Below are 19345 nucleotides of genomic sequence, written 5' to 3' on the forward strand. Positions count from 1 at the left end.
AAACCTGTGCTATAAATCGTTTGTCATAAAAGCCCGTGGTGCTATAACGCCCAATTAATTGTTGTTCCTTGTCGTTTTCTACCATACATTTTAAGTTTAAAGTGTATAGTTTTTTTAGGACGAGGCAAGGAATCAAAACACTGCATTCTTCAATTTTGGATTCCTGAAAGTTTTTTAGGGGCTCATCGCCTGCATAACCCATAAAAATACCTGTTTTAAAAATCAGGTATTTTTATGCAGCTATCCTCTCCTGCTGCTGCCTATCTTTATATTCTCGAATGGATATTAACACCTGAAACATGAATAGGACATCCCAAAAAAGCATGCAGACTTTAATGTTGATGAGCGTGCATGGCATTGTAAAAATGCAAACACCCCAACCTTCTGAGAGAATAACAGCAATATCGGCAATTATATGAATGCCATAGAGAACGTTTATTTGACTTCAGGTATGATTTTTCAAACTCCCGAACTGGCAAGCCGGTATATACAATGGAAAGATCTTGTTTGGAGCGCTTTCTGGAAAACCCTGATTAATGAAGGCATTCTGGCTGAAGTGGAAATGATGCAAGAATTATTAAAAGAAGGCATTACCAGTCAGTTGTTCTTCCAGATAATAATTGCCAATGAGGAAACTCAGCTTCCTGCGGTTATTTCGGCCTGCAACAACCTATGTCACCAAATCATGGCCGGAGCAGAGGATATTAAACAACTACAGCAACATGCCAACAGTACAAAGATCACTGAACACAAGCAGGTAATAAAATTGAACAACATGATAGAAGCCATCAATAAACGATTAAGCAGTCCTGATGGATCGTCTTGGGAAATTGATACCAGTGAACCTGGTGTAATGGAAGAAATAAACAGCACCCTTATAGAACTGGAATGGCTGAAATTGGAATTAGAAGCCATTACACAGCAATTAAACCAGGTCAACCTGGTATTAAACCAGCTGCAGACTATTGAAAGTCTTGAATTAAGCGCAATCACTGCCTTAAATAATATTGTTATCGATCTGAAAAAAGTATACAATACCATCAATGGGCCCTGGACGACCTGGGTTCACGAAGGACTGCCGGTTGTGGAAGAATGGGTGAGGCAAATTAACAATATTCGTTGTCACGGGTTGCATTCTGTTATAAATGGTAGCGACTGAATATTACTTTCTTAAATAGGCTTGTGAAATAGTTATATTAATTTTACGAGGTCGTTTTTAATGGCAAATACCACCAGGCCGGCAACATTTTTAGATCCTGTTTTTAACAATAGGTTATTCCTGTGACCGTTTACTGTTTTAACGCTTATGAACAACGCCCGGGCTATTTCCTCTGCGGTATATTGCTGACAGGTGAGTTGTAAGATCTCTTGCTCCCGGGCCGAAATATTAACCACCAACTTTTTAGGCTTTACTTTATGAGTCATGCTGTTTTGTAAAGCCGTTAACACCCTGTTATTGATATACGTGCCCTTGTTGTGAACAGAAATAATAGCGTCATGCACTTCTTCAGGATCTGAATCTTTTACCAGATAGCCATGAGCACCATGTTTGATCAGTTCAACGATAAAATCCTCGTCTTTGTGCACCGTTAAGATCAGGATTTTGATTGCAGGGAAATGCTCCTGTAAAGCCAACGTAAGGTGCGAACCCGTGAATTCTTTTTTATCATTAGGCGGTAACGACAGGTCAACCAGCATTACATCAGGAATATCTTTGGTAGCGTTTAGTTTATCAATTACAGAAAAACCATCCGCGCTTTCAAATACCACATCAAAGAAATGCCAGTTTTTTAATAGGGATTTTATGCCTTCCCTAAACAGTAACTGGTCTTCTACTATACCTAATTTTATTTTGTTTTCCATGATAAATCTTTATTTAAACGGAATGGTGATAACAGCATTGAACCCCTGTTGCCCGGGATCGCAAAGAATGTTGAATGTTCCTTTTAAAATATGTATCCTGGCTTCTATATTTAGCAATCCCATACCGGTTTGTGGTGGCTTGCCGGCGGGTAAGCCTATCCCGTTATCCCAATAAGTAAGATGTAAAAGCTCATCATCTATTCCGATTTCAATGGTGATTTTATCGGCCCGGGCATGTTTTAAAGTATTATTGATCAATTCCATAATAACCCGGTACAGGCCCAGGGTGGTCATCCATTCCAACTCAGGTAGCTGATCAGGTGCTTCCAGGGAAATGCGGATATTACCGGATTGGCTAATGGTGTCTGTAAAAGAATTCAAGGTTCTGATTAAACCGAACGCTGCCAGTTGTGGGGGCATCAGCTGGTGACTGAGATGGCGTACCGTATTCAAACCTGTTTCGGCTAACCGGGTAAGGTTTTGCATTGCATCCATGGTTTGGGGATCGGGATCTTTTTTATTTTTCTTTTCTTTTTGTAAAATGTACAGCAGGTTCATTTTCATCATAGAAATAATAGCCCCCAGTTCATCATGCAGATCTGAAGCTATCCGCTTTCTTTCCGACTCCTGCACGGTTACCGTATTTTCAAGCAATGCCAACTGCTGCTTTGCTTTTATGGAAGCATTATACAGTTCTTTTATATATAGTTTTTTTTGAAAACTCTGGTACAACAAAATAACGCCCATTGCAATGATGAACAATACGATGGAGAATGGTATGAGCAGTGTCACTATCGATAGATCTTTCGCTGTTTCCATAAGCCAATTATAAAACAACTATACATTATGATAAAGGCTGCGGAGTTCAGATACCATATGTATACGTTAAATTCAAAGCTATAATACTTTGCAATATAGTTTGATAAATAAAGCACCAATAGCGTGGAGGTATGGTATAGCAACAATCCTGCATTGATCCAGCCTAACGCATTTAAATTCGTTTTTATTACAAGTGAAATCCCGCTTTTATTTAGTGAAACCAAAAATGTAAACAGCGTTAAAATAATAATAAGGATCGACTGTACTGTTAATACATTGGAATTAAAAGTAAAAACACTTTGAAAGAAGATAGAATTGACAATGGAAAATACCACAAAAATAACTGCCAGAACAGGCAACAGTTCTTTATTAATGGCTTTTTTTAGTAACTGCTGATAAAACAACGACAGTAATGCAAAACCGACCGGGCTGTATATGTGCAACAGGACCATATTGTTTGTATGATTCAATGATAATACAAGACCTGTAAGAAGAACAATAGTTGATATATATATGTATATGCAAAACAACTTCAGCGCCCGGTCGGCTTTTTTGTAAATAACCATGGCCATCACAGCTGCTATACAAACCGGCAGGTTTGACAATACAGGAAGTAGCATTTCAATACGCATATAACTTATTACCGGTTAATTGCTTTGGTTTTTAATGTTTATGCAGTTTTTTATTAATTGCATAGAGGCGGACAGGGAGTAGTAAGATCTGCAACATTGTCGCCATCATCAGCTGGATCGCCCTGAATATGTTTGGACGTGGAACCGTAAGCTTTGATTTTTCCTTTATTATTAAAGTACAACGCTGTTCCGGAAGATGTTAATTTTCCGGAACTGTCTACTGTAACACCTGTTAGCGGCTGGATATAAACTTTCATCTGCATAATGCTGCTATCATACCCTAACGTAATGCGCATGAAACGGTGGAGGCTTTCATTTTTGGTGAGCGTTTTTAATGCTGTCCAATTGGTATCTAGGCCCATAGCCCATACAACATCCTGTGTTCTTACCGTATAGAATTGCACCTTGGGAACGGTGTCATTGATATTAAACCTAGCCCACATATTGTTGTATGCATTGTGCCATTTGGCAGCGGTGGCCGAATCAACAAGGTCGGCGGCTGTATTACCATAGGCCGTATCCGTTGCTGTAATTGAATTTATTTTCGCCGCATGACCAGGGTCGTTATTACAGGCAATACTTGCAATTACCAGTAAAAGAGTTGAAAGCATCGGGGTTAGATTCTTCATGTTTTTGTGTGTTTAGGTAATAGGATAATGGTTGCAAAAATAGGGTTCGGTAATACATGTTGCTATTATAGAACTTCAGTAATAAAGCAAAACAGGTATTTATATCTGTTCAGGCCATTAAAACAGGGAAAAATAGCTGTAATGGGAAGCCTGTTTATTAAGACAATTTTACATATGAATGCGCCAGCGTTTATTTGATCGGAGGTTGTACAGGTAAATGTAACTGTTGCCAGTTGTAGTAGCAACTCGTAACATTCTAACTATGGAGGCTGCATTTCAAACATAAAGCTTCGTCAACCAACCTGGCCTTTTGCATTCCAGACAATATTACATGGTATAATTCAAAATATTTACACCCCACATCCGGCGGCTGGCCTGAAAATTATTCTTAGTATCATTCTACCCCCCTTCTTAAGCTATTTACACCCCATGTTTCGCTGTAAACCGGGTGTAACTTTGCTAAGCACGTCAGATCAAAAGATCCTCAGAAAAACCAGGTGCTTTATGAATGCTGATCTTCACCAGATGAAATTTAAATGTTGGGGTTTGTTTCAACTTACCCTTTCTTTCTCCGATACTTTTTGAAAAAAAATAATTTATGAATTTTGTTAAACGCGGGCACATGAAAAATTCATCCTTATTGCAACAATGCCTGCTGACATACAAAAAAATTCAGCAGGAGATTCAAATTCATGAATCTCAATTACCTGATGAAATCAAATGGATAGAGTGGGGATTCGGTGCTTCGATGCAGGCATGGCTTAACATTGAAAAGATAACTGCTGGTTACCGGTTCATAAATCAACAAGAGGAAGTTTGCTTTTATAAGAGCCAGAAAACACGCTTCACCGGATTGATTGATTATTTCGCCTTCCTCTACAAATCTGTTTTATTTCAGCCGGAAGATTATATGAAAAGGGGAGAATACTGGAGAATTGAACTAAATACCTGCAATGAAGTTATTTCAAGGGTCAAATTAGCCTGCCTGCAATATAAGCAGCAACAACCCGATACTGATATATATTTCCTGCAGCATAACAATCAGCAACCACTACTTTTCGGTAGTAATGTAAGTATTTTTAATTTTAATAATACTTCCTATAGTTGTTTGCTCGGCCGGCTGATCGCTTTGAAAAAATATAAAAAGTATATACAGGAGAAGATCTATAATGAGATTCCTTTAAGCCAGACTGGCTAAGCAGCAAACTATTACAGGATAGTAAAACGTCGCAGCCGGGCAATCTAAAGAATGCAGGATCCCGAAAAAAGCACAACCTTTTGCAATTTTCTGCCCGTTTTATATCTTTAGTTCCTGTTTATAAAACCAGCCAATGTTCAAAAATCTGTTTCCCGGTCTTTCAGCCCAGTCTAAATTAATTAAGGATATTAGAAATGACAATTACAAAAACTGGGAATCCCACTTCGATAACTACAATAAAACTGCTACCAGGAAAGCTGATCCTGTTAAGCTACGATCGCTTGGATTGGAAATTTATGAAAGCATTCTGAAAGAAGTCCTTCAGGATTATTCGATCACCGATGGAGAAAAAGAGGTGCTGACAAAAATTAAGGATTATTTTCAATTGTCTGATACTGCCATTAATTCCATTAAAAGCAAGTATGCAAAGGGCGCATTAACAAATCTTTCAAAACAAAAACTGGCAGATAACCAATTAACTGAGGAAGAGATCCGGGAGATCGGGCTATTGGCAAAGGAGTTGAATATTTCCGAAGAAGAGGTGAAGCGTATTAATCAGAGAAATGCTTCAGATTTATATGAAAACGCAGTTAAGCAAATAGTTTCTGATAAAATGGTAACTGTTGAAGAGCAGCAAACGTTGAAACTATTAGCGCAACAACTGGGTATCAATTTGCGGGAGGCCCCAATCGATAAAAAACTGCGGGAAGAATATTATTTCCTTACGTTGTTAAATGCCCTTAATCAAGGGTATTTGCCTGAATTGAAACCACCTTCCATTGTAACGGAAAAAGATGAAATGGCGTATTGGGAAATAAGCTCAAACCTGGTGGCCGCAAGAACCGGATATGTCAGTAAAGGCAGTCCGGTACGTATTAAGGTGGAGAAAGGAGTATCATACAAACTGGGTTCAAGCAGAAGCACCCCAATTAGAGAGGAAGTAAGTTCAAACCACCCGGGGATATTTGTAGTAACTAATAAGCGGGTTGTGTTTGCTGCCAGCCAACAATCATTTTCTATTCCATTTACTCAATTGCATTCATTTGATACCTTTGCTGATGGGATAGGTTTGCAAAAAAATGATACAGAGTTGCTTTTGCAATTCTACGACAAACAAATGTCTGAGGTGGTATTCAAGGTGCTGACCAATGCGATCAATGTCAACACCTAACGAACGACAGCACCGCTCCTTTTCAATTTACTATAGTAGGCACAAACTTTCTTCATCAAACAGATAGGGCATTTCGGTTGAGGTCTGCAAATCTCCCTGCCCAGGAACGACATGGCCATACCTGCGTCCCACTCGTTCTTAGGTAACAATTCCATCAATTGCTTTTCTATTTTTTCCGGCGTTGTTGTCGTAACAATACCCAGTCTGTTAGCAACTCTTATCGTGTGCAGATCAACGATAATGCCTTCCGGCTTTACATTAGAACCCCTACGGATCACATTGGCCGATTTACGACCGATACCTGGCAACTCAATGAGAGATCCCATCTCAAGTGGAATTTTATTATTACTTTTTATCTTTTTGGCCGTATCTACCAGCCATTGCGCCTTATGTCTGAAATTCCTGACCTTGCTTATGTAAGGGAACAATAATTCAGCATCTGCCTTCGCAAGCGCCCGCATATCAGGAAATGCTTTAAAGAATTCAGGCGCAATTTGGTTGATCAGATTATCTGTTGTTTGTGCAGATAATTCTACCATTACGATCCATTGATAAGGATTGGCTGCCTCAAGGGGATGCTTTCTGTTTTTATATTTTTTTAACAGCGGCTTTAATGCAGTTGGCCAATCAATAGTTGAGCGTTTCATACAACACTTATGTTTATAAATATACCAAAAGCAGGCTATATTATTAGTGATTTCCGTCAGTATATAGCTGTTGACCGCTGTCAACTAACCAATAAAAATAATAAGTATAGTCAGTTAATTGTTTTAGATAACTTCTTTTTTTAAATTTATATATATTAACATGCACTTCTGATTTTCCACCTGGTAAGAACGCTTATTACTAATTGTTATCCATACCTGTCCTTCTTAAAACATCTTTCGAAAAACTACACTTCTCCATTTCCTCTGATAGACTGCTATTGTACTTGAAACCTCTAAACAACTGCTATGCATACCAAACGAATGATGGTGATGCTTATCACCCTGCTGTGCTCTGTGACTGCTTTTAGCCAAACTATTGCTACAGTGTATACCGATAAATCCGATTATCAGCCAGGCGACGTGGTTATTATTGAAGGGGACGGCTGGCGGCCTGGCGAGCAGGTGAAACTGGATATTGATCATTCAACGGTTACTCACGGTAATACTGTATTGTATGCAACTGCAGATTCAACCGGGCATATTAAGAATGATCAGTTTACTATCCAGTCTTTTCATTTGGGTGAATCTTTTATAGTAACAGCAACCGGTTTGAGTTCGGGTTTTATTGCAGAGACAACTTTTACTGATGCCAATATTTTTACCGCTACTATATCCCCGATATCTGTCAATTCAGGGGCGAGTGGCTCGTACACAATCAGGGTGTCGAATATATCAAACGGTGGTGGGGCCGCTTCGGTGAAGTCTATTGCTATCTCAATTCCCACCGGGTTTACCAGCATTGCTACCACGGCAATCTCAACATCAGGTAATGCAAGTTCTCCTTTTGTTTTTGAAACGTCTGCCGGTTTTACGAACGGTTACAATAGCACAACCCGTCAAATCAGGTGTAAAGCTTCGGGAAATGGTTTGCCCGGAAATGTAACGCCTGCACCCTGGGTTGATATCACTTTTACGGCTACCAATCCCATTGTGGCGTCTCAAACAAATTTTACATTTCTTACGCAAGCATCTGAACTTACTACGTATGCATTTAGTCCACCCAATAATATTCCGATACTTAAGATCAGTGGAAATGACCAGCAGCCATTTGTAACTGTATTAGCGTGTGCTGCGCCGTCAGTAACATCACAACCTACTTCGCAAACGATTACTTATGGCAACAATACCTCATTTACTTTTCAAACCAGTAGTGCCACTTATCAATGGCAGGAGTCTGTTAACGGAGGTACAACCTGGACAAATATTTCGAATGGCGGGGTGTATGCAGGCGCCACGACAAATTCGCTTGGTTTAACAAAACCGCCTGCGTCATATAATGGAAATCAATACCGGTGCATGGCCTCATTCTGTACGCCGGCAAAAACAACGACCAGTAATGCCGTAACTTTAACGGTGAATAAAGCAGATTTAACGGTCACTGCTGACAATAAAGATAGAATTTATGGCGAAGCCAATCCCGTCTTTACTGTCAGTTATTCGGGTTTTATAACAGCAGAAAACGCAACATCGTTAACTACTGCACCAACGGCATCGGGTACTGCCACGGCAGCAAGTGCTGTAGGTACTTATGCAATAATCCCCGCCGGAGGTGTTTCTACTAATTATAATTTTATTTATGTAAATGGTTCCCTGACTATTAACCAGCGCGCCATTAGGGTAACCGCCGATGCGAAGAATAAAACCTATGGCGATGGCGATCCTGCTTTCACTTATAACATTACTGAAGGTAGCCTGGCCTTCTCAGATGCATTCTCAGGTGCGTTGACAAGAGATGCCGGTGAGGACATAGGTAATTATGACATTCTGCAAGGGACATTGGCTTTAAGTAATAATTATAATCTTTCTTACATAAGCGCAGACCTCACCATTGGTCAACGGGCCATTACTGTAACCGCCGACGAAAAGAATAAGACCTATGGCGATAGTGATCCTGCTTTCACTTATAATATTACTGAAGGTAGCCTGGCTTTCTCGGATGCATTCACGGGTGGGTTGACAAGAGACCCCGGTGAAAATGTAGGTGACTATGATATCCTGCAGGGAACGCTAGCTTTGAACACCAACTACAATCTTTCATATGTAAGCGCAGACCTCACCATTGGTCAACGGGCTATTACAGTAACCGCCGACGCCAAGAATAAAACCTATGGCGATGGCGATCCTGCTTTCACTTATAACATTACTGAAGGTAGCCTGGCCTTTTCAGATGCATTCACGGGTGCATTGACAAGAGATGCCGGTGAGGATGTAGGTGATTATGATATCCTGCAGGGCACGCTGGCGCTAAATGGTAATTACAATCTTTCATATGTAAGTGCAGACCTAACCATCGGCCAACGGGCTATTACCGTAACTGCTGATGCAAAAAATAAAACCTATGGCGATGGCGATCCTGCTTTCACTTATAACATTACTGAAGGTAGCCTGGCCTTCTCGGATGCATTCTCAGGTGGGTTGACAAGAGACCCCGGTGAGGATGTAGGTGATTATGATATCCTGCAGGGCACGCTGGCGTTGAATGGTAATTACAATCTTTCTTATATAAGCGCAGACCTAACCATTGGTCAACGGGCTATTACAGTAACCGCCGACGCCAAGAATAAAACGTATGGCGATGGCGATCCTGCTTTAACATACAATATCTCTGAGGGAAGCCTGGCCTTTTCGGATGCATTCACGGGTGCATTGACAAGAGATCCGGGGGAAGATGTAGGTGATTATGATATATTGCAGGGAACGTTGGCGCTAAATGGTAATTACAATCTTTCTTATATAAGCGCAGACCTCACCATCGGCCAACGCGCTATTACCGTAACTGCTGATGCCAAGAATAAAACCTATGGTGACAATGATCCTGCTTTCACTTATAATATTACTGAAGGTAGCCTGGCCTTCTCGGATGCATTCACGGGTGGGTTGACAAGAGACCCCGGTGAAAATGTAGGTGATTATGATATCCTGCAGGGCACGCTGGCGTTGAATGGTAATTACAATCTTTCTTACATAAGCGCAGACCTCACCATCGCCCAACGCGCTATTACGGTAGCTGCCGACGCCAAGAATAAAACCTATGGCGATGGCGATCCTGCTTTCACTTATAACATTACTGAAGGTAGCCTGGCGTTCTCGGATGCATTCTCAGGTGCGTTGACAAGAGATGCCGGTGAGGATGTAGGTGATTATGATATCCTGCAGGGCACGCTGGCGTTGAACACCAACTACAATCTTTCATATGTAAGCGCAGACCTAACCATTGGTCAACGGGTTATTACCGTAACTGCTGATGCAAAAAATAAAACGTATGGCGATGGCGATCCTGCTTTCACCTATAACATTACTGAAGGTAGCCTGGCCTTTTCAGATGCATTCACGGGTGGGTTGACAAGAGACCCCGGTGAAGATGTAGGTGACTATGATATACTGCAGGGAACGCTAGCTTTGAACACCAACTACAACCTTTCTTACGCTAGTGCTGACCTCACCATTGGTCAACGGGCTATTACCGTAACTGCCGATGCGAAGAATAAAACCTATGGCGATGGCGATCCTGCTTTCACTTATAACATTACTGAAGGTAGCCTGGCCTTCTCAGATGCATTCTCAGGTGCGTTGACAAGAGACCCCGGCGAAGATGTAGGTGACTATGATATCCTGCAGGGAACGTTGGCGTTGAACACCAACTACAATCTTTCATATGTAAGTGCAGACCTTAACATTGGCCAACGGGCTATTACCGTAACTGCTGATGCAAAAAATAAAACCTATGGCGATGGCGATCCTGCTTTCACCTATAACATTACTGAAGGTAACCTGGCTTTCTCAGATGCATTCACGGGTGGGTTGACAAGAGACCCCGGTGAAAATGTAGGTGACTATGATATATTGCAGGGAACGCTGGCGTTGAACACCAACTACAATCTTTCATATGTAAGCGCAAACCTAACCATTGGCCAACGGGCTATTACCGTAACTGCTGATGCAAAAAATAAAACCTATGGTGATAGCGATCCTGCTTTCACTTATAACATTACTGAAGGAAGCCTGGCCTTCTCAGATGCATTCTCAGGTGCGTTGGCAAGAGACCCCGGTGAAGATGTAGGTGATTATGATATATTGCAGGGAACGTTGGCGCTAAATGGTAATTACAATCTTTCATATGTTAGTGCTGATTTGACCATTGGTCAACGGGCTATTACCGTAACTGCTGATGCCAAGAATAAAACCTATGGCGATGGCGATCCTGCTTTCACTTATAACATTACTGAAGGTAGCCTGGCGTTCTCAGATGCATTCACGGGTGCATTGACAAGAGACCCCGGTGAGGATGTAGGTGATTATGATATATTGCAAGGCACGTTGGCGCTAAATGGTAATTACAATCTTTCTTATATAAGTGCAGACCTCACTATTGGCCAACGGGCTATTACCGTAACTGCCGATGCCAAGAATAAAACCTATGGCGATAGTGATCCTGCTTTCACTTATAATATTACTGAAGGTAGCCTGGCCTTCTCGGATGCATTCACGGGTGGGTTGACAAGAGACCCCGGTGAGGATGTAGGTGATTATGATATATTGCAAGGCACGTTGGCGCTAAATGGTAATTACAATCTTTCTTATATAAGTGCAGACCTCACCATCGGCCAACGGGCTATTACGGTAACCGCCGATGCGAAGAATAAGACCTATGGCGATGGCGATCCTGCTTTCACCTATAACATTACTGAAGGTAACCTGGCTTTCTCAGATGCATTCTCAGGTGCGTTGACAAGAGACCCCGGTGAAAATGTAGGTGATTATGATATCCTGCAGGGTACGGTGGCGTTGAATGGTAATTACAATCTTTCTTACATAAGTGCAGACCTCACTATCGGTCAACGGGCTATTACCGTAACTGCTGATGCAAAAAATAAAACCTATGGCGATAGCGATCCTGCTTTCACTTATAATATTACTGAAGGTAGCCTGGCCTTTTCAGATGCATTCACGGGTGGGTTGACAAGAGACCCCGGTGAAGATGTAGGTGATTATGATATCCTGCAGGGAACGCTGGCTTTGAACACCAACTACAACCTTTCTTACGCTAGTGCTGACCTCACCATTGGTCAACGGGCTATTACCGTAACCGCCGACGCAAAGAATAAAACCTATGGCGATGGCGATCCTGCTTTCACCTATAACATTACTGAAGGAAGCCTGGCCTTCTCAGATGCATTCTCAGGTGCGTTGACAAGAAATGCCGGTGAAGATGTAGGTGATTATGATATCCTGCAGGGAACGCTGGCGCTAAATGGTAATTACAATCTTTCATATGTAAGTGCAGACCTAACCATTGGCCAACGGGCTATTACCGTAACTGCTGATGCAAAAAATAAAACGTATGGCGATGGCGATCCTGCTTTCACCTATAACATTACTGAAGGTAGCCTGGCTTTCTCAGATGCATTCTCAGGTGCGTTGACAAGAGACCCCGGTGAGGATGTAGGTGATTATGATATATTGCAGGGAACGTTGGCGCTAAATGGTAATTACAATCTTTCTTATATAAGCGCAAACCTCACCATTGGTCAACGGGCTATTACCGTAACTGCCGATGCGAAGAATAAAACCTATGGCGATGGCGATCCTGCTTTCACTTATAACATTACTGAAGGTAGCCTGGCCTTCTCAGATGCATTCTCAGGTGCGTTGACAAGAGACCCCGGCGAAGATGTAGGTGACTATGATATCCTGCAGGGAACGTTGGCGTTGAACACCAACTACAATCTTTCATATGTAAGTGCAGACCTTAACATTGGCCAACGGGCTATTACCGTAACTGCTGATGCAAAAAATAAAACCTATGGCGATGGCGATCCTGCTTTCACCTATAACATTACTGAAGGTAACCTGGCTTTCTCAGATGCATTCTCAGGTGCGTTGACAAGAGATGCCGGTGAGGACATAGGTAATTATGACATTCTGCAAGGGACATTGGCTTTAAGTAATAATTATAATCTTTCTTACATAGATAATGACTTTACCATTAATAAGAGAGAACTTACCATTATTGTTAATAACAAAAACAAATTGTACGGTGCGCCTATTCCCGTTCTGGATGCAATTGTGACCGGTATAGTAGCCACCGATAATATTACAGTTAGTTATAGCACAACAGCTACACCTGCTTCTCCAATCGGACCTTACCCGATCATAGCAACGCTGAACGATCCTGATAACCGGTTGACAAATTATACGATGGCCAATACGCCGGCAACATTAACAATAGCAGTTGTTCCGGTAACTACATACGTTGGCACCAACGTTGCAACGCAACAATATAGTGATACAGTAACCTTTATGGCAACTATTACTGGCGGAGCAGCTGTCGTTACCGGCGCTAATGGCGCAGCGGTTTCTGTAACATTTAAAGTAGGGAATCAGACAATGGGCACCGTTCCATTAACAGTTTCAGGAATGAACCTGGTAGGTGTTTTAGAAAACAAGCAACTGGTTGAAGGGCTTGCAGGTCAAATGACTCCGGGAGCTAAAATCGTAACAGCTATCTTCAATACGCCCAATGCTAACTATGGTTTTAACTATAGTAATAATACGGGAACCTGTTCGCTTACTGTTGCAAAGGAAAACGCCGATATTACGTATACTGGTCAGGATTATATTTCGCTGCCGAGTACAACTGCTACTTCGGTAACTGTGAGCCTGAGTGCCACCATCCGCGATCTGTTCCCCAGTGCAGATGGTAACCGGGGAAATATCAAAAATGCAAGAGTTACTTTCAGAAGAGATAACCCTGTTTCCGGCCCAATATTGGGTACTGCAAATATAACACCAGCCATGATCGCTGATTCAACCGTTGGCACTGTTGTTACTTCATTCACTTACACTTTAAACAATACGGAGCAACAGAGCGGGGGAGCCAATTTGCAGATCTATGCAATTGCAGATAATTATTATACTGGTGGAACTTCCGATGTAGCTACTACTATCACCATTGCGCGCCCAGGTTCTGAATTTGTAACCGGCGGTGGCTTTTTGCGTAATACTTCGTGTGCAGGTGCCATAGCCGGAACTTCCACTTTGAAGACCAACTTTGGTTTTAATATGCAGTATAATAAATCCGGATCTAACCTGAAAGGGCAGTGCAATATTATTATACGTAGCAACGGCAGGATCTACCAGGTGAAAAGCAATGCGGTGAATACCCTGGTTGTTTCAAATGCTACCTCGAGCGGTACGCCGGCTTATTTCAATACCAAGGCAAATTACAGCGATATCACCAACCCATTGAGCCCGATCCCGATGGGTGGTAATATGGACCTTACCGTTAAAATGAATGATGTGTCTAAAGGCGGTCAGGATGATCAGGTGAGTATATTGCTCATGAATCCCGGTACTTCCCAGGTGATCTTCTCCAGCAACTGGAGTGGTGTACAAACGGCTTTACAGAATCTGGGTGGTGGAAACGTATCAGTGCGAAGTACGGCATCAGGCACTTCATACACTTCAACGGCACGTGTTGCACAACCAGAAGAAATACCTGCTGTTGTTAATTCATTTGCAGTGAAAGTATTTGGCAATCCTGCTTCGGATTACTTTAACATCAATATTAAGGGGTCTGCAGGAAAAATAAGTGTGCGGGTAGTAGATGTGCAGGGTAGGGTAATAGAATATCGTGAAACTGTTCCGGAAGGGACCTTGCAATTAGGGCAATCGTATCGATCAGGCTTCTACTATCTTGAAGTAAGGCAGGGAAATAATATGAAACAGATAAAATTAGTTAAGCTATAAGTTAGTCAATCGTCCGAAAGTAAAAGCCGCCCCGTATTTTCAGGGCGGCTTTCTTTTTTATTTTATTTTCGGGCACTTTACTTCTGATCCATTTTGATACAGAGTGAATCCATCCACTTCCTTTTTTTCATTCCTTGTAAATTGTAGTTGTACCTCAGGTTGCTTCACAAAAAAATAGTCCTCTTTTTCCGGAAACAGAATAGCGGTAGGTTGTCCGGTAGGCGTTGCTACCAGGTTACCGTCTTTTAAAGTAATAGTTAGCTGTAAATTCTCTTTGATGGTATACACGCCAATATATTGCTTCAGTTTTTCTTCTGTTATCGATATGACTTTTCTTGGCCGTGGAATTTCATAAGGTTTGTTGTACAGGATGGCATAAATACTTTTGGTGATATTATGCAGTTCTGGTGAAGATGTATTACACAGCAACACGATGCATACATCATCCGCCGCAAGACGTGAAAAATTAGAGGTGAATCCATGAATGCCGCCACCATGTGCTACGACTCTTTTTCCATATAGGCTGTCTATAGTCCAGCCATATCCGTATTTGTTCTTTACAGGCGTATAAGCTTTTTCCTGCTGTGCATTTGACAATATTATATTTTTCTGTAACCCCTGGTGCCAGCGATATAGATCTTCTGTAGTTGAATAAATGGAGCCGGCGGAATAGGCAACTGATGAATCTACAATAGGCGATTTAAGCGTATCCCTGTCAGTGAGTGAAAAATATCCGATCGACTTTTCTTTGTTTTGCAGGTGCGTAAAATCAAAACCGCTGTGGGTCATTTTTAATGGGATGAATATGTATTCGCGAACTACCTGTTCATATGGTTTCCCGGTTACGGATTCAATAATATAGCCAAGCAATGAGTAGGCGCTGTTTGAATATCTCCAGTTGGTGCCAGGCGAAAAATCTAATGGCTTATCCCTGAACAGGGCAATCATTTTCTCCTTGTTGGCAGGTTTGCTCACTTCGTTTTGCATAAACGTTCTATCGTTGGTATAACTATAAATACCAGACGTGTGCAGCATTAGTTGTTCTATCGTAATGCTATCTCCCTTGGGATATTGGGGAAAATATTTGCTGATGGGGTCCTGTACGTTCAACTTTCCTTCCTGCTGTAATTTTTGGATAATCGCCGTTGTAAATTGTTTGGTGACTGACCCTATCTGAAAAACGGAGTATTTGTCGTGTAGTAGGCGGATAGCTGCATTGCGGTAACCATATCCTTTATTAAGCAAAATTTCACCATTCTTTGCTACCAGTACGGTTCCATTGAACTTATATTGAGTAGCATACGCCTGCAATAATGTATCCAGGCGTGATGTTACATTTTGACTAAAACTAATATAAGTAATGCTCAGAGCAACCAGGAAAACAACTGTTTTTTTCATATGCTTGGGTTAAACAATGTGAATGATAGTAGGACGCTTGTTCCTTAGTCGTGGTTACAGGCAGAATGTTTCTATTTGTCGGAGATTAATTTTAAAAAGCGCGGCCAGGTGGCCAGGAAGCACATTACTAATGTTTATTATGTGTGTACATAGTGGCGGGCTAACGGGAATTATTCAGTAAGCTCATGAAGAAAGAAATTCGAACCCAGGGAACCCTGCAACCTGTAACCTGAACCTGTTTCCTGTATATCATTTGCCCATTTCCCATTTTTATCGTCACATCACTCTCTTCTGCTCTCAATTGTATATACAAAGCTGTCGGCCTTGTAATAGCCCAGGTTATATTCAATGGGCCGGTCGCCCTGATCGTAAACAAAGCGCTTCCTGAAAAGGATCGGATTGCCGGGTTCTATTTCCAACTTGCCTGCAATGAATTTACCAGCAGCCTTCGCGCTGATCTCTTCCTTCGATAAATTGGCTATTACCAGGTAGTCTTTCTCCAGTATTTCATACAACGGTCGCTTGAAATCTTCTTCACCGGTTAACCCTACGCGTGGATGGAAAAATGATACAAAGTATACAAAAGGCCCTTCTGGCCGGCCTCGCAGCCTTTCCAGTTTCAGCACCTTTTTCTGTGTAGTGATCTCAAAGAAGTTGGCAACCGCTTCATCAGGATATACCCAACTCACATGCAATTCAAAGCTTTTGATAGGAATGCCGCGGGCCTTCATTTCCTGTGAAAAGCTCAGCCAGTTCTTTGATTTAGAGCTTACCGACGATTCTGCCACCTTGGTGCCGATCCCTTTCTTGCGTATCAGCAAACCTTCATACACCAGTTTGTTCAGCGCCTGGCGTAAGGTGGTCCTCGAAATAGCCAATTGTTTGGCCAGGTCTACTTCATTTGGCAAAAACTTTCCATCGGTATACTGGGGGTCACGGATAAGATTGCGTAACAGTTCTTCCGCCTGTAAATGAAGTGGGACGTGGCTTTTATGATCTATTCGAAGCTTCATACCGGGTTAATTTTTCGTAAAGTCCAGACAAAAGTAGAAAAAAATGGCTAAATGTTATTATGTTTATATGTATGTACATATATTTGATATGCCATTACCATTTCCAACCAAACGAATGGTATGTGCGGGTGGCTGCAAGAACCGCTTTTCATAACCTCTGCAGGCCGTACAACTATAATGAAGTATAAGCGATATCGATCCCTTAAAGCAGATCGTAGCGGTAACAACAAAGGTTTAATTAAATATAAATACATTAAGAAATGTTAATAGCCAGCAATTAATATCTGTAAACTATGTATGAAACCTCGGAGAATATTGTAGGTAAATGCAAAGGAGCCGGAAGTAAGCGACGAGCCGGTTTACAGCCGTTATTGCCCCAGCAGGTACCAATGGATGCGGTAACCAATGAAGGATATAATATGTTTCCATTTCATGCTTTAGGTGCTGACAAGATATTCAGTGGATATGCGTCACTGGTACAGTGGATGTTAACTCACCCGTTAATTGTTGTAGATGGCTATGGAGGCATATTCTGGAAGGAAGTGAAGCAATGTTTGCAGGCAGAGTTTATGAGAAAGGGTACTCGGGTTCACTGGATCGACATAAGTACCTGTATGAAAAGCGATATAGAGATCGATGAAATGGTAGCGCCTTTTTTAGGTAACCAGGATTCGGTTTGGGGAACAAAATTCAATGGTACGCTGGCTGATTTTTTCAACTTGAACGACCTGTTATCATTACAGCCTGTTCAGGATGCGGATTGTACCATTGTGTTTGGTACAGGTGCTGCCCTGGCTTTGTGGGATGCACCGGTTATTTACCTGGATCTGCCAAAGAACGAAATTCAATACCGCATGCGTGCCGGCAGCATTACCAACCTGGGCAGTAAAAAGGAAATGCGTTCAGCAGACATGTATAAACGCTTGTATTTTGTTGACTGGGTGGTATTGAACGAACATAAAAAATATATTCTCAACAACATAACTATTATAGCGGATGGCCAATGGAAAGAATCGCTTAACTGGATGTTAGCTGATTCACTAAGAACAGGGTTGTCTACGCTCAGTAAACATGTATTCCGGGTGCGTCCCTGGTTTGAAGCCGGCGCGTGGGGCGGACAATGGATGAAAGAGAAAATAAACGAGCTCAATAAAGAAGAAGTGAATTATGCATGGTCTTTTGCACTGATCGTTCCGGAAAATGGATTGGTTTTTGAAAGCAATGGTAATTTATTGGAAGTATCTTTCGATTGCTTAATGTATTGCGAAAACAATAATGTATTGGGTAAACACGCCCACCTGTTTGGGTACGAATTCCCGATCCGGTTCGATTTCCTCGACACCTGGGAAGGTGGTAATTTATCTATTCAATGCCATCCCACCTTATCCTATATTCGCAAAAATTTTGGCGAAACCATCACACAGGATGAAACCTATTATATTCTCGATTGCAAGGAAGATGCCCGCGTATTTCTCGGCTTCCAGGAAAACATCAATCCTAATGCCTTCCGGCAGGCATTGGTGAACAGCAAAACCAATAAGCAGGAAGTGGCCATCGAAGAGTTTGTACAATCACATGCCGCCTCCAAACACGATTTGTTTTTAATTCCTAATGGCACGATACACAGCGCTGGTGTAAACAACCTTGTTCTTGAGATCAGTGCAACCCCTTATATATTTACTTTTAAGATGTATGACTGGCTGCGGCTCGATCTTAACGGTGAGCCAAGAGCTATTAATATTGATCATGCGTTCAATAACCTGAATTTTGACAGGAAAGGAGAGACGGTGACTAAAGAGTTAATTTCGAAACAAACAGTGATCGAGCGTGGCAACGATTGGGAACTGGTGCATTGTCCTACGCATCCGGTTCATTTTTACGATGTGCACCGGATAGAATTTATGTCGCGTATTATGGTGCAAACTAATAATACCTGTCATATTCTGATGTTGGTGGAAGGGAGTACCATCTTGGTTGAAACAGCCGGCGGTACTGTTATGACTTATCATTATGCCGAAACCTTTGTGGTTCCCGCAGCTGCACAAAGCTATACGCTTATTAACAAAGGCTCAGGCAAGGCAAAAGTGGTAAAAGCTTTCTGTAAAGAAAATATAACTGAACTAAAATAATTTTCAAAAAGATTATGAAAAGATTGTTGCTATATGT

The 19345-nt window shown here is 41.7% G+C and carries 12 protein-coding genes; 5 read left to right on the forward strand and 7 right to left on the reverse strand.

Annotated elements, in window-relative coordinates; translation table 11 throughout:
* Positions 1-202: hypothetical protein (locus FAM09_RS31165; protein ID WP_208025671.1), on the reverse strand; the 202-nt coding region annotated here is incomplete at its 3' end.
* 249 nt (positions 203-451) lie between these two features.
* Here FAM09_RS31165 and FAM09_RS28240 point away from each other — a divergent pair.
* Positions 452-1159 carry a hypothetical protein gene (locus tag FAM09_RS28240; protein WP_136580525.1) on the forward strand — a complete coding sequence of 236 codons (708 nt, stop codon included), beginning with the start codon at positions 452-454 and terminating at the stop codon, positions 1157-1159.
* 32 nt (positions 1160-1191) lie between these two features.
* Here FAM09_RS28240 and FAM09_RS28245 read toward each other — a convergent pair whose 3' ends face one another.
* The 3 genes from FAM09_RS28245 to FAM09_RS28255 form a co-directional block, all read right to left on the reverse strand.
* A complete protein-coding gene (locus FAM09_RS28245; RefSeq protein WP_136580526.1) occupies positions 1192-1863 on the reverse strand; it encodes a response regulator transcription factor in 672 nt (223 codons plus the stop codon).
* A 9-nt stretch (positions 1864-1872) separates the two neighbouring features.
* Entirely contained in the window at positions 1873-2682 is an 810-nt protein-coding gene (locus tag FAM09_RS28250; RefSeq protein ID WP_136580527.1) for a sensor histidine kinase, read from the reverse strand.
* A gap of 685 nt (positions 2683-3367) precedes the next feature.
* On the reverse strand, positions 3368-3943 hold the full coding sequence (locus tag FAM09_RS28255) for a hypothetical protein (protein WP_136580528.1): 576 nt from the start codon (positions 3941-3943) through the stop codon (positions 3368-3370).
* A 622-nt stretch (positions 3944-4565) separates the two neighbouring features.
* On the opposite strand from FAM09_RS28255, the gene FAM09_RS28260 reads away from it, so the two are divergent.
* Entirely contained in the window at positions 4566-5141 is a 576-nt protein-coding gene (locus tag FAM09_RS28260; RefSeq protein ID WP_136580529.1) for a hypothetical protein, read from the forward strand.
* A 133-nt stretch (positions 5142-5274) separates the two neighbouring features.
* Positions 5275-6312, forward strand: coding sequence for a PH domain-containing protein (locus tag FAM09_RS28265; protein ID WP_136580530.1), 1038 nt, complete (start codon positions 5275-5277; stop codon positions 6310-6312).
* Here the strand turns inward: FAM09_RS28265 and FAM09_RS28270 are convergent.
* Positions 6309-6959 carry an endonuclease III domain-containing protein gene (locus FAM09_RS28270; RefSeq protein WP_136580531.1) on the reverse strand — a complete coding sequence of 217 codons (651 nt, stop codon included), beginning with the start codon at positions 6957-6959 and terminating at the stop codon, positions 6309-6311. The two genes, FAM09_RS28265 and FAM09_RS28270, sit on opposite strands and share 4 nt — an antisense overlap.
* A 306-nt stretch (positions 6960-7265) precedes the next feature.
* On the opposite strand from FAM09_RS28270, the gene FAM09_RS28275 reads away from it, so the two are divergent.
* Entirely contained in the window at positions 7266-14768 is a 7503-nt protein-coding gene (locus FAM09_RS28275) for an MBG domain-containing protein (protein WP_136580532.1), read from the forward strand.
* Between the two features lie 57 nt (positions 14769-14825).
* Here the strand turns inward: FAM09_RS28275 and FAM09_RS28280 are convergent, their stop codons facing one another.
* A complete protein-coding gene (locus FAM09_RS28280) occupies positions 14826-16166 on the reverse strand; it encodes a serine hydrolase (RefSeq protein ID WP_136580533.1) in 1341 nt (446 codons plus the stop codon).
* A 281-nt stretch (positions 16167-16447) separates the two neighbouring features.
* A complete protein-coding gene (locus tag FAM09_RS28285) occupies positions 16448-17179 on the reverse strand; it encodes a GntR family transcriptional regulator (protein ID WP_136580534.1) in 732 nt (243 codons plus the stop codon).
* Between the two features lie 293 nt (positions 17180-17472).
* Here FAM09_RS28285 and FAM09_RS28290 point away from each other — a divergent pair, with 293 nt between their 5' ends.
* On the forward strand, positions 17473-19308 hold the full coding sequence (locus tag FAM09_RS28290) for a class I mannose-6-phosphate isomerase (protein WP_136580535.1): 1836 nt from the start codon (positions 17473-17475) through the stop codon (positions 19306-19308).
* The last annotated feature ends 37 nt before the right edge of the window (positions 19309-19345 follow it).

The sequence above is a fragment of the Niastella caeni genome, assembly GCF_004834005.1.
In the GTDB taxonomy this organism is placed as follows: Bacteria; Bacteroidota; Bacteroidia; order Chitinophagales; family Chitinophagaceae; genus Niastella; species Niastella caeni.